Source organism: Flavitalea sp. (assembly GCF_035489435.1).
Taxonomy (GTDB): Bacteria; Bacteroidota; Bacteroidia; order Chitinophagales; family Chitinophagaceae; genus DATHKG01.
The window spans coordinates 1-21,116 of sequence record NZ_DATHKG010000177.1; the positions used below are offsets into that span (position 1 = coordinate 1).

General features: G+C 40.8%; 15 protein-coding genes. 4 read left to right on the forward strand and 11 right to left on the reverse strand.

The genetic code is table 11. The features are described 5' to 3' along the window. Nucleotides 1-227: 227 nt before the first annotated feature. The gene (locus VK664_RS27820; RefSeq protein ID WP_461402003.1) at nt 228-1,523 is read right to left on the reverse strand and encodes a prolipoprotein diacylglyceryl transferase; all 1,296 of its coding nucleotides are present in this window, start codon (nt 1,521-1,523) and stop codon (nt 228-230) included. A 468-nt stretch (nt 1,524-1,991) separates the two neighbouring features. Next, nucleotides 1,992-2,405, reverse strand: coding sequence for a BrxA/BrxB family bacilliredoxin (locus VK664_RS27825; protein WP_461402004.1), 414 nt, complete (start codon nt 2,403-2,405; stop codon nt 1,992-1,994). 261 nt (nt 2,406-2,666) lie between these two features. On the opposite strand from VK664_RS27825, the gene VK664_RS27830 reads away from it, so the two are divergent. Next, nucleotides 2,667-3,101, forward strand: a complete 435-nt coding sequence (locus VK664_RS27830; RefSeq protein WP_461402005.1) for an Hsp20/alpha crystallin family protein — start codon at nt 2,667-2,669, stop codon at nt 3,099-3,101. A 471-nt stretch (nt 3,102-3,572) separates the two neighbouring features. Then, entirely contained in the window at nt 3,573-4,871 is a 1,299-nt protein-coding gene (locus tag VK664_RS27835) for a hypothetical protein (protein WP_461402006.1), read from the forward strand. Between the two features lie 161 nt (nt 4,872-5,032). On the opposite strand, the gene VK664_RS27840 is transcribed toward VK664_RS27835, so the two are convergent. The 4 genes from VK664_RS27840 to rpmI all read right to left on the reverse strand — a co-directional run bounded on the left by VK664_RS27840 (nt 5,033) and on the right by rpmI (nt 7,909). Further along, nucleotides 5,033-5,485, reverse strand: coding sequence for a nuclear transport factor 2 family protein (locus VK664_RS27840; RefSeq protein ID WP_461402007.1), 453 nt, complete (start codon nt 5,483-5,485; stop codon nt 5,033-5,035). Between the two features lie 207 nt (nt 5,486-5,692). Then, complete coding sequence (locus VK664_RS27845; RefSeq protein WP_461402008.1) at nt 5,693-7,093, reverse strand: type III PLP-dependent enzyme domain-containing protein; 1,401 nt, start codon at nt 7,091-7,093, stop codon at nt 5,693-5,695. A gap of 204 nt (nt 7,094-7,297) precedes the next feature. Next, a complete protein-coding gene (rplT, locus tag VK664_RS27850) occupies nt 7,298-7,642 on the reverse strand; it encodes a 50S ribosomal protein L20 (protein WP_461402009.1) in 345 nt (114 codons plus the stop codon). 69 nt (nt 7,643-7,711) lie between these two features. Continuing rightward, nucleotides 7,712-7,909, reverse strand: coding sequence for a 50S ribosomal protein L35 (gene rpmI, locus VK664_RS27855; RefSeq protein ID WP_461402010.1), 198 nt, complete (start codon nt 7,907-7,909; stop codon nt 7,712-7,714). Between the two features lie 466 nt (nt 7,910-8,375). Between rpmI and VK664_RS27860 the strand changes: the two genes are divergently transcribed. Beyond that, a complete protein-coding gene (locus VK664_RS27860) occupies nt 8,376-11,783 on the forward strand; it encodes a ThuA domain-containing protein (RefSeq protein ID WP_461402011.1) in 3,408 nt (1,135 codons plus the stop codon). A gap of 259 nt (nt 11,784-12,042) precedes the next feature. On the opposite strand, the gene VK664_RS27865 is transcribed toward VK664_RS27860, so the two are convergent. Next, the gene (locus VK664_RS27865) at nt 12,043-12,426 is read right to left on the reverse strand and encodes a transmembrane 220 family protein (protein WP_461402012.1); all 384 of its coding nucleotides are present in this window, start codon (nt 12,424-12,426) and stop codon (nt 12,043-12,045) included. 656 nt (nt 12,427-13,082) lie between these two features. Next, a complete protein-coding gene (locus VK664_RS27870) occupies nt 13,083-15,974 on the reverse strand; it encodes a TonB-dependent receptor (protein WP_461402013.1) in 2,892 nt (963 codons plus the stop codon). A 142-nt stretch (nt 15,975-16,116) separates the two neighbouring features. Between VK664_RS27870 and VK664_RS27875 the strand changes: the two genes are divergently transcribed. Then, complete coding sequence (locus tag VK664_RS27875) at nt 16,117-17,049, forward strand: phosphoribosylaminoimidazolesuccinocarboxamide synthase (RefSeq protein ID WP_461402014.1); 933 nt, start codon at nt 16,117-16,119, stop codon at nt 17,047-17,049. On the opposite strand, the gene trhO is transcribed toward VK664_RS27875, so the two are convergent. The 3 genes from trhO to VK664_RS27890 form a co-directional block, all read right to left on the reverse strand. Then, nucleotides 17,042-18,073, reverse strand: coding sequence for an oxygen-dependent tRNA uridine(34) hydroxylase TrhO (trhO, locus tag VK664_RS27880; RefSeq protein WP_461402015.1), 1,032 nt, complete (start codon nt 18,071-18,073; stop codon nt 17,042-17,044). The genes VK664_RS27875 and trhO overlap by 8 nt on opposite strands. A 116-nt stretch (nt 18,074-18,189) precedes the next feature. Next, complete coding sequence (locus VK664_RS27885; protein WP_461402016.1) at nt 18,190-20,754, reverse strand: DUF5686 and carboxypeptidase regulatory-like domain-containing protein; 2,565 nt, start codon at nt 20,752-20,754, stop codon at nt 18,190-18,192. Next, entirely contained in the window at nt 20,751-21,110 is a 360-nt protein-coding gene (locus VK664_RS27890) for a hypothetical protein (RefSeq protein ID WP_461402017.1), read from the reverse strand. Before VK664_RS27890 ends, VK664_RS27885 begins: the two co-directional genes overlap by 4 nt. Nucleotides 21,111-21,116 lie beyond the last annotated feature (6 nt).

Sequence of the window (21,116 nt, forward strand, 5' to 3'; positions counted from 1 at the left end):
AAAGCAAACCAGCACTTCATGCCGTAGTCGGAGTTACTGAAGCTGATCAGGGCAAAAAAGCCGATCGGAGACAACAACAAAGAACGGACATGAGCAAAGGTATTAACCACGGGACACAGCCGCAAAAAGGCACAATCCCGCCCCCAACGGAGCGAAGGAATGAAAAAGAACTGTAGCTTAATGATACTGGTATACCTGTGATCAGAGTTAAAGATGCTGTTCAATTATCAGGACGCCTTCAAACCAGCGCTATACCGGCGCCGTAAAAACAGGAACAACACAATCCCGCAAAGCGAAAGACAAACCGCAATCACCTCAGCCTGCGTCGGATGCAAACCAAAAAGGTTCATCTTATTATTAACACGGATCTGTTCGATCAGGAAACGTTCAAGACCATTCACAATAAGATAAAAAGCAAACATGGTTCCCGGTATCTTCAGCCTGGTCCGAAGCGACCATAACAAAGCAAAAAGTAGTAGCCCCATTATCGTCTCATAAAATGGTGTGGGGTAAACAGGGATGGGCAGATGAGTACAATACTGTCCCTCGCAGCCTTTTATCGGGACGCCATCACCAAGTACATTATGTGGATATGAATAAGCAAACATCCAGTCTGGCAACCAGGATGGTGCTACCGTAGGAGTATGATGAATTTCAGATATTGGCAGACCCGGGAATTGCCTTTGATAATATACAGTATTCGCATTTACAGCAGCATTAAACTGCGTAGAATCTCCTCTTACTGCTTTTGAATCAGCATTTGTTACATAAGCACTGTTTAATATACCCCAATCTCCATCGCCTGAAACCTGGCAGCCAATACGGCCAACAGCATAAGCGAGTATCAAGGCAGGAGCAGCAGCATCACACAAGTGTACGAATCCAATCTTATGTTTCCTGGCATAATACCAGATTGCAAGGGTTGCACAAATCAGCCCGCCATAAAATGTGAGCCCGCTGAAGGAAAGCAGGGCTTCAATTGGATTTGCAATGAAGTCGTCCCAGTTTTCGAAATTATGAAACAGCTTGGCACCGAGGAAACCGAAAAGCGCAGCATAGATCACGATATCTCCTACCCTGTCGTGTGGCCAGATGCGTATTGTACGCTCTTCCGGTTTGGCCAGCTTCTGTTTGTTTTTTTCAAACCATTTCACACCCATGAAAAATACACCCAGCAGGGTGCCGGAAATCCAGTTACCCTGGGCTGAAAAAATGTATTGCTGGGGGTCCGGTGCTTCGTCCCTCGAAGTAAGAAAAAGACCAACTATTTTATATCCGAGAACAAAACCCAGGAGGAAGTTCAATAACAAATCGCCCGCCGAAGCAGGTTGACCGACAGTAATTTTCACATCCTGGCTTTGCAGGAGACCGTCACGCTCTTTTCGTTTCAACTCACGGGTAAGAACATACGCAGCCAGTAAAAACGCTATCGCCACAAAAAAGCCAAAGGAATTTACGAAACGCAGAACACCGGCTTTTATCCCAAAAAGATCTTCAAAGGCGTAGTAGAGGTTTGGATACATGAAACGAGAAAGGATTTAGATTGAATTTGCAATGATAAGAAAGGATTTGTGATTTCTTCCTCCTGTACCCAAATAATGTGGCCGGAGATATGTTGATGTCTGATTCACGCCGCCGCGATAATAACCCCAGGCACTATAAATAAAGCCAGAATATAGCTATAATATAAGACTAAAGCTATATTATAATGCAGTTATAATGAAGGAGCCGGAAATTCAATAGCCCTGTTATTATCGAAATACACGTCGTATTATTGAAATACGCCTCTTATTGAAATAACCCTCATATTATTGAAATAACCCTCATATTATTGAAATACCCGTCTTAATATTGAAATACACCTCTAATTATCAAAATACAATAGCCCTCTTATTAATATTAAGAGGGCTATTTCTATTAAATAAGCTGATCAGATCAGCGATAAATCTTTACACTCATTCTTTACAATCATTCTTTGCAATATTCAAATCTTAGCAATATTCATCAAAAGCTGCAATGAGATTATGTGCAATCATCTGTGCCGATCTTCCTTCGATCATGTGACGCTCGATAAAATGCACCAGTTCACCGTCTTTAAAAAGAGCAATTGACGGGGAAGATGGTGGATAAGGCAAAAGATGTTCACGGAGTTTTTTTACAGCGTCCAGGTCAAATCCTGCAAAGCTGGTAGCTAAATGATCAGGCTTTTTGCTCGAATTCATTACAGCCATTAACACACCCGGGCGGGCGGTTCCGGCCGAACAACCACAAACAGAGTTAACCACAACCAGGGTTGTGCCTTCCTGCTTCAATTGGTTGTCAACATCAACCGGTGACAATAACTCAGAAAAACCATTTTCTGTTAACTCTTCCTTCATTGGAAGCACTATTTCTGCTGGATACATATTGAAATGAAATTTTTTTAAAGATTTTCTAAAGTTTTCTACCTAATTAAGAACGCAAAATTACATAAAAGGTTTAACACTAGCTATAAAGATGAGTCGAGACAGCCGTTTTGTCATAATAACCGGAGAGCTTCCGGCGTTTTGGCAGCAAATCCTGAGCCTTACCTTCATCTTGTCATCCTAAAGCTGTATTTTTTGGAATGGTATATCGTTTGTCATACCCTATCCGGTAAAAATTAAATAACTAAAAAGCATAAAACAATGACATTCGTAAAAATCAACAATCGCCCGGTAAAGACATTCGATACCATTTTTGACGAGTTATTCAATGGTGCGCAGTCACAGTGGTCCAACGGACAGAAATCTGGCTCGGTTCCCGTGAACATCCTTGAATCTAAAGACGGTTATCACCTTGAATTTAACGCAGCAGGAAGGAACAAGGAAGACTTCAAAGTTGAAGTAGAAAAGGGTTTACTTACTATCAGTTTTGAAGCAAAAGAAACCGAAACCAAGGAAGAAGACTACAAAACCGTACGCAAGGAATTTACTATCAGTTCATTCAAAAGATCGTTTAATGTAGACGATAAAGTGAATGTTGATAATATCCAGGCCAAATATGAAAACGGTGTGCTGAAGGTATATCTGCCCAAAAAAGAAGAAATTGCCCAGGCTGGTAAACAAATCAGTGTACAGTAATTGATATCAGTGTACAGAAATTGATATCAGTGTACAGTAATTGGTATCAGTGTACAGCAATTAGTATCGTGACTAATTAAGCTGGTAATTAATAACGTTGCATGGGAAATATTGCATTGGAATTGTAAATGGCAGGCACGACAGATGTTAATTTTCACGGATTTGAGAGCATATTGATTGGCTTAGTGATTGAGTAGTAATTTGAGATTATGTTGAATGGCGTAGTGATTTGAGTAGTAATGTGGGATTATTGTGATTTACGTAGTGATTGAGTGGTGATTTGAGTAGTGATTTGTGTAGTGATTTGTGTATTGCTATGATTACTGGGTACTGATTCATATCAGTTAATTTAAAACAACGTTAATTTTCGACCTCTTCAGTCACGAACTTCATGTATAAAAACCCATCCAGATGCATATCGGATGGGTTTTTTGTTGTTTTATGTTAACTTCGGGCACGATTTTGCAACTCATGAGTAAAAATTTTGTTCGTACTTTTTCCTGGGTTTTGATTGTGTTATGGTCTGTAGCTCCTTCGTCGCTAATTAAAGCGCAGGATACATCTGTAGTGGACACAATCCCACGCATAACCGACACTGTTCCCATCACGCCTGCCGATACGGTTCTACGGATAAAGAATATCAATCCATATTTTACACTTCATGTTGATTCAACACTGAATTATCAACTTGAAATCAATAAAGATTCCCGAAATTTTTATTGGTACCTGCGAAATTCACCGGTAGGTCTTCGAATCAACAAGGACAACGGTATGCTGACCTTCAAGGCTGAAAAATCTTATTTCATGTCGGGCAAACTGAAATATGATAATGAGTACAGGGTCAATATCGGTGTGCAGAGCTTAAACAACCCGGCAGAAAGGATTGACACTTTCTTTTCAATTACATTTTACAATACAGACATAATCACCTCTAAGGTCAAACCATCTGTTAGTTCTACCTTATACGTTGATGAAGGTGATACCATTGCATTTAAGATTCAATGTGAAAATGGAAGTTTTCCTATTGAAAACATTACGTTTTATGCCAATACCCCACTGAAAAATTTTACGCAGGTCAAAAAATGTGATGATGATTTTATGTGGACGGCGCCTTTTGATTTTGTAAAGGAAAGTGACTCTGCAAGGGTTAAGATTCTTCAGCTAAGCTTTATTGGCACTAATCGTTTCATGGCCAGGGATACGGCTCTTGTAAAAATCATTGTCAGGGATGCCCTTAACTATCCGCTGGCTGTGCAGGAATACAATCAACAGGTGAAGTTCACCGAGTCTTACATCCTTCAAATGAAATTTACTTTTATCCAGCTCGATAAAGGGGTAAAAAGGGTCAAAGGTACCCGTACAACATTTGATATTACGTCGTCTACCACAGCACTGACCGGAAGCGTTCTTGCGTCCTCAGCCAGTACAAGTTCGCAGAACGTCGGCAAGGTGATGCCATCAATTGGTGTAACGCTAGTTCCTGTTAAAGAAGCGGTAGCTCCACAAAAAGTTTTCGACCAGAACCAGGCATCTGCATTAAGAGGTAATTATAAGAGGCTTGAATACATGCTCCGCGAAAATCAACTTGTAGGCGAGAGAGACCCGGATATCACAAGAAAAACAAATAAGCTGAAAGAGGAAATCAAACAGATGCAGACACAGTTGATTGATGTTCCCCTTGAAATGTCAAGTGATATGAGCCCCGACGAATTGGAAAAATATATCAACAGCAACAAAGTGCTTAAAAAATACAGATTGAAGAAAAAATGATTCAAGAGAAATATGAATTATGAGTTATGAGTGATGAGTTAGTGGTGAATTTTCCAATGATGAATTAATTGTATTATTACCTCCTCAGTCACTAAAAGACACTAAATAAACATCCATAACTTGACAACTCACTCATCACTCATAACTCATAACTCATAACTTTATTCGCAACCAGTTCTACGTCGCGTGTCTATAAGGTACTGTATTTTCCAAACGCCTTTCGTCCTTACAAGCTGAAAAGAATTCACGCCGCAATGGCTTAGTTTGCCAGAGAAGTAGAATTTATAGGGCGTCCATACAGAAGCCAGGTCGCCGTCAATCTTTACTGATTCAAACTGAATCTGTTCATCAAGCGCCCCCCTGGTTTGTTTACTGATAGAAGAGGCAAAAGCAGCAACCGACTCATTTTTTATCGTAACCTTTCCATCCTGGCTGCGGACTATGGTCTGCAAAACAGCACTGTCAGCGAAACTGTTCCTGATGAGCTCCGGATCAACATTTTTCATGCCTTCAAAAAGCTGGTTCACTGATGCCTTAACGCTGTCCTCGGCGTTCTGGGCGTTCGCAGAAATAATAAACAGAAACAAGACTGCAGAAAGAAAAGCACTTTTCATCAAGAATTGCATTTTAAGTTTAGAAGAGTATGTAAGGGTAATGTGCGTACCTTTTATCAGGATATCTTAACAGGATATCTTAACAAAGATGCATCAACGAAAAAAAGGTCCCGGTATTCGCTAAAAATAAGCCGAATTCCCTGAACCTTAAATTATTTACATAAACGGATGAGCAAACTGATAAGCCTCCGATCTCACCGATCTCTCCTACTTAACATAACCAAGAATCTTCAGCATGCTCTGGGCAGTCTGTTCTTTTGCATAAACCCAATCAACCAGTTTGCCGTTTTTGTCCTTCTCGACAATGATATGTTTGGGCGATGGGATAAGGCAATGTTTAATACCCCCGTATCCGCTGATCTGATCCTGATAAGCGCCGGTATGGAAAAACCCCACATACAATGGTTCGCCATTGGCCACTTTCGGCAGGAAAACCTCGTTCACATGTTCTTCCGAATCATAGTAGTCATGACTGTCGCAAGTTATTCCCCCGAGTACAACCCGCTGGTACTCCTGATCCCATTTATTAACCGGTAATAATAAAAACTTCTCACCAATACCCCAGGTATCCGGCAAAGTTGTGATAAAAGATGAATCAATCATGTACCAGATCTCACGGTCATTCTGCTGTTTCTGACCAATCACACTATAGATATGGGCCATGCTTTCTCCAACTGTATAACTTCCGAATTCAGTGAAGATGTTTGGCATCTTAACCTTATTCTTTTTGCAGGCTTTTTTGATGTTTCCTACAATCTCGTTAATCATAAACTGGTAATCGTATTCAAAACCCAATGAGTGCTTGATGGGAAAACCACCACCGATATTGATAGAATCCAGTTCCGGGCAGATCTTCTTCAACTGGCAATAAAGGTTGATGATCTTGTTGAGCTCGGACCAGTAATAGATATCATCCTTGATGCCTTTGTTCAGGAAGATATGAAGCATTTTCAATTGAAACTTGTCCTCATTGCCTTCTATCTTGTCGACATAAAATTCAAGGATATCCCTTACCCTGAATCCGAGGCGGGATGTATAAAAAGGAAAGGTTGGTTCTTCCTCGGCAGCCACACGGATGCCCAGTTTGAAAGGAACTTTTACCGATCTTTTATAATTAGCTAACTCGTCCGGATTATCGAGAACAGGTATCACATTTTTGAAACCTGAATTGAGCAGGCCCGCAATACGGCTGGTATAAGATTTCTGTTTATAACCATTGCAGATGATAAAAATGTCCTTGTTAATCTTCCTTTTCTCGTAAAGCTTTTTGATGATCTCTATATCATAAGCATAAGAAGTTTCCAGGTGGATCTCATGCTTTAATGCTTCTTCGACAACGAAAGAGAAATGCGAACTTTTGGTACAGTAACAATAGCTGTAATTGCCTTCGTAGCGATGTTTTTTTATAGCGTTTGCAAACATCCGTTTGGCCTTATTGATCTGCATCCCGATTTTAGGGAGATAAGTAAGCTTCATAGGCGTACCATACTTATCAATCAGTGCTTTTAGATCAAGACCATTAAAATGGAGATAGCTGTCCTTTGTTTCAAAATCTTCCTGGGGATAATTGAAAGTTTGCTTCACCAGATCGGCGTAGCTATTGTTCATGTACTCGTTAGGATTGCTGATAGTTGTAAATTTTAATGATGATGAGATAAAATTTCACAAACAGGAACAAGATTATACAAAAATAATCCTTTGTGGTATATACAGAACAACAAAACCGGGCCAGAGCCCGGTTCTTATTATTTAAGCCAGTTTAATTTTGAAAGGAGAACTAATATTCCTGACAGTTTCACTGATTAAGCTGATTTATTTAACTGATCCTACAAGAGTCTTGAAACTCGCGGGTTCATTCATTGCAAGATCGGCGAGGATCTTACGGTCAAGTGTAATGCCTTTTTTATTCAGCAGGTTGATGAACTGAGAATAAGTAAGACCTTCTTCGCGTACTGCCGCATTGATACGGGCGATCCACAATGCGCGGTATTCTCTTTTCTTTAATTTACGGCCTACATATTTATAAGTAAGACCTTTTTCCATTACGTTTTTCGCAACGGTATAAACATTTTTACGCTTGCCATAATAACCTTTGGCAGCTTTTAAGATACGTTTTCTGCGGGCTCTGGAGGCAACTGCATTTACTGAACGTGGCATATAATGACTTTATAGTGTTAATTGAATAGTTAAGATTGATTGGAGATCCTGATAGATTGGAATCCGGTGTTATTTCAATCTTAAAAGTCTTTTTACAAAATCAAGGTTTGACTTATGCACCAATCCATCTTTGCCCAGTGCGCGTTTCCTTCTTTTTGATTTTTTTGTGAGAATGTGTCTTTTATAAGACTTCTGGTGGGTGATCTTGCCCGTGCCCGTTACTTTGAACCGTTTTTTGGCACTGGAGTTCGTTTTTACCTTTGGCATTTTATCCAATTTTAATTTTTACACCCTGCTGGCGCCTCCGAACAGACGGAGAACTTTTTGGGCCCTGTGGGTAATCCGGATTTACTTAAAAATCCTGAAATGGGCTGCAAAAGTAGTGAAAATATCTAATACTCTGACATAATTTTAAATCTAATTGTCAATTGTTAGTTGGTGATTTAATAATTAATTTACGAACCAGCTTTCCAAATTATTGACCACAGATTGTATTATTTTAGCTCACAATATGCCTGAATATCACAATCATTCTACATATCACCTTAAGCTTACATTTATTCTTACATATATACATACATATATACTATATGTCCAACAAATCCCGGAAACAGCGCAAATCCGTCACTCATCACCCACTAATAACTCACTAATAACTTACTAATAACTTACTCATCACTCACTCATAACTCATAATTCATAATTAATAACTCAAATACCCAACTTCTTACAAATGAGAAAATTGCTTCGATTCGCCTGCCTTTTGTGCATTCTTTCAATTTTATTTGCCTGCAACTCGCGCTCTGGAAAACCCCGGGTGCTTGTTTTCTCCAAAACCACCGGTTTTCGTCACAGTTCCATTCCCGCTGGTAAAGAGGCCCTTCTGAAAATGGGCGCGGAGAATGGTTTTGACGTAGATACAACCGAAAATGCAGCATATTTTAATGAAGATTCGCTACAAAAATATTCAGCCGTTATTTTTCTGAATACCACCGGTTATATGCTGAACAACTACCAGCAAGCCCATTTTGAACGATATATCCAATCAGGTGGTGGTTTTGTAGGCGTTCACTCCGCGACAGACGGCGAATACGACTGGGGCTGGTACAACCGCCTTGTCGGTGCACAGTTTGAAAGCCACCCGGAACAACAGGAAGCAAAGCTTGATGTAGTGGATCAAACGCATATCTCAACAAAACATCTGCCCAAAGAATGGCGCCGGATAGACGAATGGTACAATTTCAAAAAAATCAATCCTGATGTAAAAGTCCTGATCAAAATTGATGAAAAAAGCTACAAGGGTGGCAAAAACAATGATAATCATCCTATGGCCTGGTATCATGATTTTGATGGTGGACGTGCTTTTTATACAGAATTGGGGCATACCGATATATCCTATAAGGAAGATAACTACCTGAAACACCTGCTTGGTGGCATCCAATACGCCATTGGAGATAATAAAAAGCTGGATTATGCAAAAGCCAAAAGCCCGCTGGTACCCGAAGAGGACCGTTTTACAAAAACGATTCTGACCGAAGGCACCATGTTTGAGCCTACCGAAATGACTATCCTTCCAAATTTTGACGTTCTTATCGCACAGCGTCGTGGTGAACTGATGCAGTATAAAAATGCTGATAAATCATTCAAACAGGTCGGCTTCCTCAATGTATATTTTAAAACAAGCACAAAAGGCGCGAATGCAGAAGAAGGTTTCCTTGGGCTGCAAGCTGATCCTGACTTTGCAAAAAACCATTATGTCTTTGCATTTTATAGCCCGAGCGACACCTCTGTGAACAGGCTTTCCCGTTTCAAATTTGAAAACGATACGCTTGATATGAAGTCTGAAAAGATCATCCTTCAGTTTTATTCGCAAAGAGAGATTTGTTGCCATACCGGCGGTTCAATCGCCTTTGGACCGAACAAAGAGTTGTTCCTTTCTGCCGGCGATAATTCAACACCATTTGACGAACCGGGTCAACCCTATGTAAACAAAGGTTTTGGTCCAATGGATGACCGTCCGGGGCATGAACAATATGATGCAAGAAGGTCCTCTGGTAACTCAAACGATCTGCGTGGAAAGATCATGCGTATCAAAATAAACGAAGATGGCTCCTACTCTATACCGGAAGGTAACTTGTTTCCAAAAGGTACAGCGAATGCAAGACCGGAAATTTTTGTAATGGGTAACCGTAATCCATACCGGATTTCGGTTGATAAAAAGAAAGGTTACCTGTATTGGGGTGAAGTTGGTCCTGATGCAAATGCAGACAGCATCGGTACACGCGGACCCCGTGGTTATGATGAATTAAACCAGGCGAGGAAAGCCGGCTATTTCGGCTGGCCATTATTTGTGGGGAATAACTATCCATATAACGCCTATGATTATGCGACCGGAAAATCAGGTGAAACATTTGATCCCGCAAAACCTGTAAACAATTCAAGGAATAATACGGGCATGAAAGAACTACCAGCAGTGTCACCCGCATTTATCTGGTATCCATATGGTGAATCAAAAGACTTCCCGCAGGTTGGCTCCGGTGGACGAAATGCTATGGCCGGCCCGGTTTATTATACAGATATGTTTCCTAAGGATACCCGTTATCCTGATTATTTTAATAACAAATTGTTTATCTACGATTGGATCCGCGGTTGGGTTAAAGTTGTCACTACGAAGGAAAACGGCGATTTCGATAAGATGGAGCCATTTATGGGCGGCACTAAGTTTAACAGCCTGATCGACCTGGAAACCGGTCCGGATGGAAAATTATATGCACTTGAATATGGTTCCGGCTGGTTCTCTAAAAATGCGGATGCAGCTTTATCAAGAATCGATTACAATGGCGGTAATCGTGCGGCAAAACTATCCGCACTAAATGTTGACAGAACCACCGGTGCCCTTCCATTTAAGATAACAGCCTCAGTTGAAGCAGTTGACCCGGAAAAAGACAAACTCACTTATGTCTGGAACCTGGGAGGAACAAAAAAAGAAACAACTGAGCCAACCATCACATATACATTTGAAAAAGCGGGTGACTACAATGTTTCTGTTGAAGTACTCGATGATAAAAAGGCGGCTGTTAAAAGTAATTCTGTTGCGGTTTATGCCGGTAACGAAACTCCCGTTGTTACCATCGGACTTACTGGTAACCAGACTTTCTATTTCCCTGGCAAACCGGTGGAATATGCCGTAAAGGTTTCGGATAAAGATGATGCACAGGCCGGTGCTGATGTTTCCAGCCTGGTGGTATCAGCGGAATATATGGAAGGTTCAGACAGGGCTGCTTCATCACAGGGACACCAGGTTCTCACTGAAGCCATGATCGGCCGCAATACGATGCTGGCGCTGGATTGTAAATCATGTCATAAAACAGATGAGAAATCTATAGGACCTGCATATACAGCAGTTGCAAAAAAATACGAAAAGGATCCTAAAGCTGTTAGTTACCTCGTTGAAAAAATTATCAAAGGTGGTGGCGGTGTTTGGGGAGAAGTTGCCATGCCTGCACACCCGACTTTGAAGGAAGGTGATACAAAACAGATTGTAACCTGGATCCGCTCACTGGCCGGCTCTAAGGCTGATGGAAAAAGTCTTCCTGCATCCGGTGTTGTGAACCCTACTCTTAACAAACCTGTATTGGACAGAGGTTTACTTTATCTTTCTGCCAGTTATACCGATAAAGGGGGCACAAACATCAAACCACTTACAGGCGATGCAGTGGTTGTGTTGAGGAACAATAAAATGTCGTTTGGTGGTGTGAAAACAATGGCCGGTTATTCTAAAATGAATATGAATGGCATGGCCCTGCTTATAGTTCCAAAAACAAACGGATCTTTTGTAGTGGAAGACATTGACCTTGCCGGTGTTAACGAAATATCACTGAATGCAGCCTGGCTGGAACCTCCAACACACGGCTTTACATTTGAAATCAGGCTTGATGATGCAAAAGGTAAAGTATTAGGACAAATAAATTTACCGGCTGGCGGAGCGAAAGGTACACAGGCAAAACCCGCAGTTACCGCTATCAAAACAAAAATTGAACCTGTGTCTGATGGTAAGAAACATAAGTTGTTTGTGGTTAGCAAACCAGTAGACCAGAAAGAAGACTCGCAGATTGCGTTGCAAAGCATCCGGTTTGAGTGATGAGTTATGAGTGATGAGTGATGAGTGAGTTATTTAGTTATGAGTGATGGGCGATGTAACACAAAAGAGTTGGAATAGCAAAGCCCCGGACTCGAATCCGGGGCTTTGCATTTTGAAGATCGGCATTATTTATTTTTTACTTTCAGTGCGATTGGTTTTGAAGTCGACATTATTTATTTTCTACTTTCAGTGCGTTTGGGTTTGAAGTCGGCACTATTATTTTCTACTTTCAGTACGTTTGGGTTTGAAGTCGGCACTATTATTTTCTAATGACTGAGCGTTTTCGAAAATGAAAATAGTTGATGAGAAAGACCGTTATCAAAATCAAGAGTCCAAAAAACTCCCTGGAATCTTCTATCCATGGGGTTTCAGCTTTCATTGTCCCTGCGATATTTTCGGCATCGTGATCAACTATCCATGAAAGCACACCATCCTCAGCCACAAAAAGATAAAGCGCATAAGCCATAAAAACGGCAAGGCCGGCAAACAGCACAACAACATTCATTTTACCCCTATAACCCATCCAGCAAACAAAAGCCCCATAAAGATAAATGGGCATCCATATATATGGATCCGGATCATTGTATTGTAAAGCCGCAAAAATCACAAACAGGATTACAAAAATAAGGTTGAAAATTCTCATTACTTACAAATTAATACTTACAACTTTTAATATTTACAACTTCTGATACTTACAACTTCTGATACTTACAACTACTGATACTTACAACTTCTGATACTTACAACTACTGATACTTACAACTACTGATACTTACAACTACTGATATTTACAACTACTGATATTTACAACTTTTAATACCTACCAGTTTTAATATTTACAAGTTTGTTATTAGCTTCTGAGTTAGATTAAAAAAACAAGTAAGTTGAACAAAAATATAGAGATCTCCACAATTAACAGAAGCCTCAGGTAAAGTAAATAAATTTTGAATAATATTTTCCATTCTGAAATACAAAGCCCTGGCTTGTATCCAGGGCTTCGTTCCCGAAATCAAACATTCGGAATTAATTAAATCGATAAGAATCAACCAGGCAAATATGCCTAAATATAAGTTTTGAATTAAACGCAAACGTCGATTTCTCAAAGACACAATCCTCAAAATAAATTCTCACTCCAAAAATTCTCAAAATAACTCTCAAACAGAAAATTCTCAAAAAGCAATTCTCAAAACACAATTCTCAAAACACAATTCTCAAACAACACTTCTCAAACAACAAACAACTCATAACTCCCAACTCCCAAACTATTTCATAATTCATAACTCATAATTCATAACTCTCTTAAAGGATATTGTACCCAAAACTGATATAATACACGCCGCCGATCATTGGATTACCAAATGCGCTGATATAATATTTATTCAGGATATTGGAGCCGCCGAGTTTTGCAATGCTTTTGATTTTTGGAAACTTGTGGCTGATCTGTGCATCAAAAGTACCATAAGCATCAATTGAACCCGTTCCAAAAGTTCCTTGCCAGTTTACTTTATCCTGCCATCTCCAGACCAGGTTAAACCCCCAGTTTGTTTTTGCAATACCCTCATTGGATAAGCCAAGATTGTAGCGGGTTTTGGGAGTATTAAAAAAGGTTACAAGACCATCGGGAACATCACGTAGCTGATCGCCGGAAACATTTGCGCGGACATTGAAACCCTGTGGAAGTTGATAATCGATACTCAGTCCCCATCCTATTGCTTTCACTGAGTTGTCGCTGTTGACCGGGTATGAATAATTTTCACTTGCCAGTGGATTCGCAATAGTTCCACCCGGAGCTGCACGGCCAACTGCTATTCGCCCGATAAAATCTTTGTACTCGCTGTAATAGACATAACCATCGACCAACAGTTTCTTTGTTACCAGGCCCCTGTATCCAATTTCATAACTATTTACCGACTCTGGTTTAAGTGCCTTGAAGGGTGCCTGTTTTAACAAGGCAGGGTTGCCTGCTCCTGAAGCTACTGATGCCCGGTATGCACCGATACTTTCAGCAGTATAAACCGGGTTATTTACGAAATCGTAGAATGTCTGAAATGACTCAAGCCCACCAATTAATTTACTACCGGGTGTATTCAGGTTAATATACTGGTCCTGGGTTGATGGAAAACGATAAGCTGTCTGAAAGGAAACACGGATGTTATTATCACGGGCAACTTTTACAGCAGCAGTAAATCTTGGTGTGAACCTTCCTTTGAAGTTTGTGCTTTTATCAAATCGTCCGGAGGCGGTTAATTTCAGGACATCATTCAACAGTCTTTTCTGAAGCTGAACCAGGGCACCAACTTCATTTATATTGATTGGCCCCGTAGTGTCTGCAAATATGGTACCTTTTGAATTGAGATGATAACGGCGATAGTTACCTCCTACCAGTACATCTACAAACTTCGTATACTCACTCAGGTCCCACTGGCCTTCGTAATGGTAGAGACTTGACTTGTCTGCGAACCTTGCGCCGCCGTTTTTGATATCTGTATTTATTGCGGTCTGAAACGCCTGGTTGTAGGCTTCGGTACCCGGCAAAAATCTGCCATTTTCAGCAGCAGCTCTTGCAGCGCCGTGAGCCTGTTCTTCTGATGCTCCCTGGCCCTTTGCGGTCGAGTAAACACCTGTATACTGAGCAAACCAGTTCTGATTGGTTTTCCAGGCACTGTTTACGGCTACAGCAGCGGTAGTAGCCGTATAGGAATCACCTGAATTTTCCTGGGTTGTATAACCCCTGAGGTACCATGCTTTACCCTTCACTTCGGCCCGGTATTGTCCCAGGATAAAATTCTTCAGCGCATACCTGTCTGCACCAGTATAAACAGTTGTACCGGTTCCCCAATATGCAAGCAGCGAAGCTTCTACATTATTAGTGATCTTGTAGTAAACTCCCGCGTTGAACTTCAGGCTAAAGGCGTCATAGTCTACAACGTCCCTTTCATCATATCCTGTGCGGCTTACCAATTGTCCGCCAAAATAGTTTCTTCTTATTCCGTTATAAAACGGGCTTAACGCCGCAATTCCGGCACGCAAAGGAGCAGTTGCGGGGATATTTGGAATATATGCTCCGGGATTATCAAACACGGCATTTAATAATGCAGGTGTAACTGGTTGGCCTGTTACCTGGCCGATGCCTGCTGCGATTGGAGTTATGTTTTGTGCCACTGCCACCTGTGCAAAACTGTTCATGCTTGCACTTGCTTCATCACCATATACATTTATACCATCATAGTTGTTATCGGTCTGGCGATTGCCACCCTTAACTTCACTTAATACATTATTGCGTGCAAGGTTTCGTGTGTCGTTTGCCTGCCAGTCTTTTGCACTAATAAATTGTCCGCCAATTTTAAAGGCAAACTTTTCACCAATTTTTTTACCGTACCTGAAGGCCCAGTCATAATAAGGTGCTGCGGGACGTTGACGATTGTCCACATGCATTATCCCTTGCTTAACCTGGAAACTGAGTCCCTGGTATTTAAATGGACTTTTGCTTGTCATCAGTAAAGTGCCATTCATTCCCCCTGGTCCATATAAGGCCGAAGAAGCACCCTGCAACATTTCGACATTATCAATATCGAGTTCAGTGGGACCAACTATGATACCTACTGCAAAATTCAGCGCCGGTGCCTGGTTATCCATACCATCTACCAGTTGGTTAAAACGAAGGTTGCCACTTCCATTAAAACCTCTTGTACTTAATGTATTGAAAGTAATACTTGAAGTGGTCATATCGACTCCCTTGAAATTGGCAAGTCCCTGGAAGAAACTTGGCGCTGCTGCGGCCCGGATTGATGCTGAACCCATCCTTTCAATGGAAACCGGGGATTCAAGAATTCGTTCCGGTACTCTGCTTGCAGAAACTACCACTTCTGCACCCAGGCTTGAACCTGGTATAAGATCAATATTGATGGCGGGGGCTGATTCTGTTACCTGGTACTCCTGTGGGTCGTATCCGATCGAAGTAATCTGGATAATAAATGGAAGTTTTTGAGAGGTTGTAACCCGGAACTCTCCTTTTTCATTAGTGAAACCACCTTCATTGGTTCCTTTGATGATCAGCGATACAACCGGTAGCAATTCTTTGGTCAGGCTATTTCTGACAGTTCCGGTAATTGTAGTGTTTTGCGCCAGGCTAAAAAGAGCAGTAGAACAAAGCACAACTAAGATCGTAAGCGGGCGGATGAATTTTCTCATAATGGCATTTTTACGGTACAATTCAAATGAATGACGAGATGATGGATTCAACTATTTCGAATTTCACTTCAAACGCTTTGGCACACAAAATTTCCTGTTACTTTTCTTCAATATTTACAATGGCTACCTGTATATTCGGGCCATGAATCCGATTACATTTCCAGGTCAGACAAATTATTATAAAGGCAAAGTACGGGATGTCTATACAATTAACGACAATTTATTGGTAATGATTGCATCTGATCGAATTTCTGCTTTTGATGTCGTGCTTCCCCGTCCCATCCCATATAAAGGACAGGTATTAAATCAGATTGCTGCTTTCATGCTGAATGCAACAAAGGATATATGTCCTAATTGGTTATCCGATGTTCCGGCACCGAATGTTACTGTGGGTAAACGATGCCAACCTTACAAGATCGAAATGGTTGTTCGCGGAAACCTTACCGGTCATGCATGGCGAACATACGCGAGCGGCAACCGGATGCTTTGCGGTGTCAAAATGCCGGATGGTCTAAGAGAAAACGATTACTTTCCAACACCTATCATTACTCCTTCAACCAAGGCTGAAGCCGGGCATGATGAAGATATATCCCGTGAGGAAATAATCAGTTCAGGTTTAGCTACTGAAGCAGAATGGAAAATATTAGAAAAATATACATTAGCCTTGTTCCAACGCGGGCAGGAGATTGCTTCTAAAAGAGGGCTGATCCTGGTAGACACGAAATATGAATTCGGCAAAATTGATGATGAGATCTACCTGATGGATGAAATACACACGCCGGACTCTTCAAGATACTTTTTTGCAGATGGATTTCAGAAAAGACAGGACGCGGGTGAACGTCAGAAACAACTTAGTAAAGAGTTTGTACGCGAATGGCTGATTGAAAACAATTTCATGGGTAAGGAAGGCCAGACCGTACCTGAAATGACGGACGACTGGGTTGATGTTATTTCAAAAAGATATATTGAATTGTATGAAAATGTTATTGGCGGGAAGTTTGTCCCACAAAAGCTTTCAGATGAGGAAACTTATCAACTCATTGTCAATTCTATTAATAAATTGGGGCCTAATTAATCTTCAAACCTTTCATCCTTTCTTTTGACTTATTAAATACCATGATGCCATTTTCTTTCCCCTTACGCAATTCTTTTTGTTGCTCTTCAGGGAGATTGATGACCTGCTGACAAGCTTCGCTGCAACAACCCTGGTAGCGCTGAGCACAGGCTTCACATTGGATAAATAACAGGTGACATGCACTATTACTGCAATTGGTATGTGTGTCGGCAGGTTCACTACATTGATGACATTTTGAAATGATTTCATCACTGATCCGTTCGCCCAGCCGATCATCAAACACAAAGTTTTTTCCTTTGAATTTATTGGTCAGTCCTTTTTCGTTTACAGTGTTTGCATAATGAATGATTCCGCCTTCCAGGTGATAAACATTGTTAAATCCCTTATGAAGCAAGTAAGCACTGGCTTTTTCACAACGGATCCCGCCGGTGCAATACATGATAATCGGTTTCTCTTTTTGATCTTTCATCATTTCAGCTGACATTGGTAGCTGCTCCCTGAAAGTATCGCTTGGAACCTCGATCGCATTCTCAAAATGCCCTACTTCAAACTCATAATGATTTCGCATATCAATCACGATGGTATCCGGATCTTCAGTGAGTTTATTAAAGGATTCAGCATCGACATACCTGCCTTTCCTGCTCATATCAAATTCCGGATCATCTATTCCGTCAGCTACAATTTTTGACCTGACCTTGATCTTTAATACCCAGAAAGATTTACCATCATCATCAATTGCAATATTCAATCTTAATTGATCAAGCGGGGCAAAGCTGTATAGTTCGGATTTAAAAAGTTCAAAATAGGGAGTCGGCACACTTAGTTGCGCATTGATTCCTTCATGAGCAACATAGATTCTTCCAAACACTTTAATACTATTAAAGCGGCGGTAAAGTTCATCCCGGAAAGCCTGGGGATCAGGTATAGAGAAATAATGATAAAACGATAAAGTTGTCCGCGGTTCGGTTTCGCGGTACAATAATTCTTTGAGTTCTTTTTGAGAAACCCGGTTGTGTAAAGCCATATCTTGAAATTTGATCCCGCACGGGCGGTAGAAGGAAATCGGACACTTGCAGGGTGAACCAAATTTCATGGCAAATTTATAAAAAAAACAGATGCAGGGGCCCTTGAGCTTTGTGATTAATCGATATCACGGCCACCGATTCCCCTTATACCAACCCTGACATTAAATACAGATTGGCCCCCACTTGTAAATCCCCAGACAAAGTCAAATCTTACGATTTTGAAGATATTCTCTAGGCCTGCAAAAACTTCAACATAAGAGTCCTTTGTATTTAGGTAAAAAGCATTGCTACCCCCAACAAGGTTCCAGTTCAAACGCCGGAACAAAGGGATCTTGTTGGTCAACATCCCGTTGAAATGGTGTTCCACATGCCCCTCTGCAAAAAAGCGGGCAGTATTGCTGTAACGGTAATAAGGCAGCAGTTGAAAACTGGCAAGGTAATCATTAGCCGTAATGATCTGGTTACCGAGGAAATGGTTATAGTCAATCACAGGAACACTATCAGTTCTTATAAATCCACCCACTACAAAGTTGTAGCTTAATGATCCCTTCAGGTTGAGGTTAAGGTTATCAGCAATTCCCAGTCGCCACTTGGTATAGTCAACATCACTGCCCAGCACCTTATGAATACCCTGTGTAAGGCTACCCGTTAAAGTCGGGTATTTTGAACCCATACTGATTCTGCGATCAGGAAATTCAATATATTTTGAACCCGGCCTCCAGCTTAATCCAACGGTGAGAACCAATGCCTGGTGCCGGTCAAAATTCCTTTCCATAATTTCAGGATAATTCGGTGTGAATTCCCTGTCTTTTAAATCCCTGATTTTCCAATCGGTAGTATTTTCGAGCGGTAAGCGGTCCTGGTAAGTAAGATTGCCGAAGAGATTTAAACCGTCACCAAATCCCTTGCGGTATGTTGCCCTTCCGAACCATGCCTCATAATTTTTGAGGTGATTCTTTTCATAATAGATCGTTGAGATAACGTTGTTGATATCTCCGATCGGGTTGTCGTTATTAAACTGGTAAACCCTTTTACCTCCCGAAAAAGTGATATTGTTTCTGTACCTGTTTCCAAAATTGTAGCCGGTGAGCAGGTAAGCATTAAGATGTGTATTGCTGAACCCATAACGGATTACCGGTGTAATGTTCAGACTATGATTGTAACCCGTACTATCAAATCGTTTTGTATAAGTACCACGCAAATTAACAATAAAACCCTCTGCAGTATTATAACCCAATGACCTTGATAATCCATTCACACGAAAAGATTCACGCGATTTCTCGCGGTTAAAATCAAAGCCGGAAAACACTATTCCCATCAGCGTGATCTTGTTCCGTATCCGGTCCAGTGAATCAAGATAAGCCGGATCTTTTCTTACTAACTCCAGGCTGTCTTTTTTTCTATAATCAAGAATTTCGTCGGTCTGTAAAGGAATAGGCCTGATTGAATCCCAATGTTCTGAAGGCTTTTTGTTTGAACCTTCATTGAACTTCATTACCGTATTGTCCCAAAACTTAGGAGCGAACTCAGGAGTGATATTATACTGTGAATAAACATTTACAAAATTACCATAAGCATCAAAGCCCATCATTTTAATGGATGGATAGATAACCTGTGTTTTGATAACCCATAGATCTTTGTCGAATGGAACATATAACTGTTCAATTTTAACAGTGTCCATGATCTCAAGTTGTGATTCCTTACTGAGTAGTAACTGTATGCTATGAATCCGCCAGTCACCTTCTGTGATATTAATATAACCACTGAAAAGCGGTTCATACTTTCTCCGCGGTGTTACTTTTATTTTATTTATCTCTTTTCCTTCTTCAAAAAAAACGCCCTCCAGTTTATACCGGTAGTAATTAAGGGCATTGGAAGCAATAGGTGAAATAAAACCTCTTGGATTAAGATTCGATCCAACTTTTACATTGTTTTCATAAAAAGAGATAATCTGCGGAGAACTAAACCCATAACTATCGCTGTTGCCGCTAACCCTGGTAGACAGCACTTCTATTTTTGTTTTGTTTGGTTTTTTTACCGATAATCTTGCATAAGTCTCAGACAAATAAATAATTTTTTTGCGGCTGGTATCGCCGTCTTCAAAATCAATCTTTCTTCCCAACAGTTTATTGGGGTAATCTCTTAGCCTCAACTGACCTTTTATATAAACGTCACTTTGAAAAGCTTCAAGTTGATTTAGATAATAAGGTCGCTTTTTTATCGCCTCACGGATGATGGCATAAGCCGGATCAGGTCCGCCGGGCTTAACAACAACAGAATCCATGGAATATGCCTGTAACTTAAGTGTAAAATTCAGTTCCATGGGTTCAGAACTGCTTATTATTGTCTTTTCTTCCCTGCCATATCCTACATATTGACAGATGATTATGTGCTGACCGGAGTCAAGGTTTAAAAAGTAACGTCCTTCGTTGTTTGCCGTTGTACCCCGGGATGTTCCCTTGATCATGATAGAAGCGAATGGAAGTATCTGTCCCTTGTCATCTTTAACAAGACCGGTTACCCGTCCTGCAATTGCATCGATAGAATAAACCAGTATTAGCAGGCAGAGTAATGGTAACTGTTTCATGTATGTATGATGCTCACGAAAATAACGGCCAAACAGCACAAAGCGGTATTTAAGATGAGATTTGTGTTTTTTTAACATATCCCAAAAAATCATGCCGCCGTCAGTCTTTTTAACCCTTTTCTGAGCAACGCCCCGGTAAGTGAAGCCATTCCTGTTACCAGTCCGCCAATGAAACCTGTAATTAATACCATAAGGATGGGCTGTTTTAATGTAAACAAAGCCCCAACCCTGGTGGCTAAAATATGTTCATTGGCTATATCAGTATAAAAGGCGATACCGGCCCATAGAATAAAACAAGCAAGGAAACCTGCAAAGAAAGATTTAGAAGGTGTCATGTTGATAAGATAACCCACCGATAGTCCAACGAGTGCAATTATCCACCATGGAAAGACCAACCCTGATAAATAACTTAGTACTAACGTAAGAAGAAAAGCTAATGCAAAACGCATAATATT

What these genes read in the sequence shown, in the direction of transcription:
- VK664_RS27820 (WP_461402003.1), bottom strand. Translation starts at nt 1,523, where the DNA reads ATGTATCCAAACCTCTACTACGCCTTTGAAGATCTTTTTGGGATAAAA.
- VK664_RS27825 (WP_461402004.1), bottom strand. Translation starts at nt 2,405, where the DNA reads ATGTATCCAGCAGAAATAGTGCTTCCAATGAAGGAAGAGTTAACAGAA.
- VK664_RS27830 (WP_461402005.1), top strand. Translation starts at nt 2,667, where the DNA reads ATGACATTCGTAAAAATCAACAATCGCCCGGTAAAGACATTCGATACC.
- VK664_RS27835 (WP_461402006.1), top strand. Translation starts at nt 3,573, where the DNA reads ATGAGTAAAAATTTTGTTCGTACTTTTTCCTGGGTTTTGATTGTGTTA.
- VK664_RS27840 (WP_461402007.1), bottom strand. Translation starts at nt 5,485, where the DNA reads ATGAAAAGTGCTTTTCTTTCTGCAGTCTTGTTTCTGTTTATTATTTCT.
- VK664_RS27845 (WP_461402008.1), bottom strand. Translation starts at nt 7,093, where the DNA reads ATGAACAATAGCTACGCCGATCTGGTGAAGCAAACTTTCAATTATCCC.
- rplT (WP_461402009.1), bottom strand. Translation starts at nt 7,642, where the DNA reads ATGCCACGTTCAGTAAATGCAGTTGCCTCCAGAGCCCGCAGAAAACGT.
- rpmI (WP_461402010.1), bottom strand. Translation starts at nt 7,909, where the DNA reads ATGCCAAAGGTAAAAACGAACTCCAGTGCCAAAAAACGGTTCAAAGTA.
- VK664_RS27860 (WP_461402011.1), top strand. Translation starts at nt 8,376, where the DNA reads ATGAGAAAATTGCTTCGATTCGCCTGCCTTTTGTGCATTCTTTCAATT.
- VK664_RS27865 (WP_461402012.1), bottom strand. Translation starts at nt 12,426, where the DNA reads ATGAGAATTTTCAACCTTATTTTTGTAATCCTGTTTGTGATTTTTGCG.
- VK664_RS27870 (WP_461402013.1), bottom strand. Translation starts at nt 15,974, where the DNA reads ATGAGAAAATTCATCCGCCCGCTTACGATCTTAGTTGTGCTTTGTTCT.
- VK664_RS27875 (WP_461402014.1), top strand. Translation starts at nt 16,117, where the DNA reads ATGAATCCGATTACATTTCCAGGTCAGACAAATTATTATAAAGGCAAA.
- trhO (WP_461402015.1), bottom strand. Translation starts at nt 18,073, where the DNA reads ATGGCTTTACACAACCGGGTTTCTCAAAAAGAACTCAAAGAATTATTG.
- VK664_RS27885 (WP_461402016.1), bottom strand. Translation starts at nt 20,754, where the DNA reads ATGATTTTTTGGGATATGTTAAAAAAACACAAATCTCATCTTAAATAC.
- VK664_RS27890 (WP_461402017.1), bottom strand. Translation starts at nt 21,110, where the DNA reads ATGCGTTTTGCATTAGCTTTTCTTCTTACGTTAGTACTAAGTTATTTA.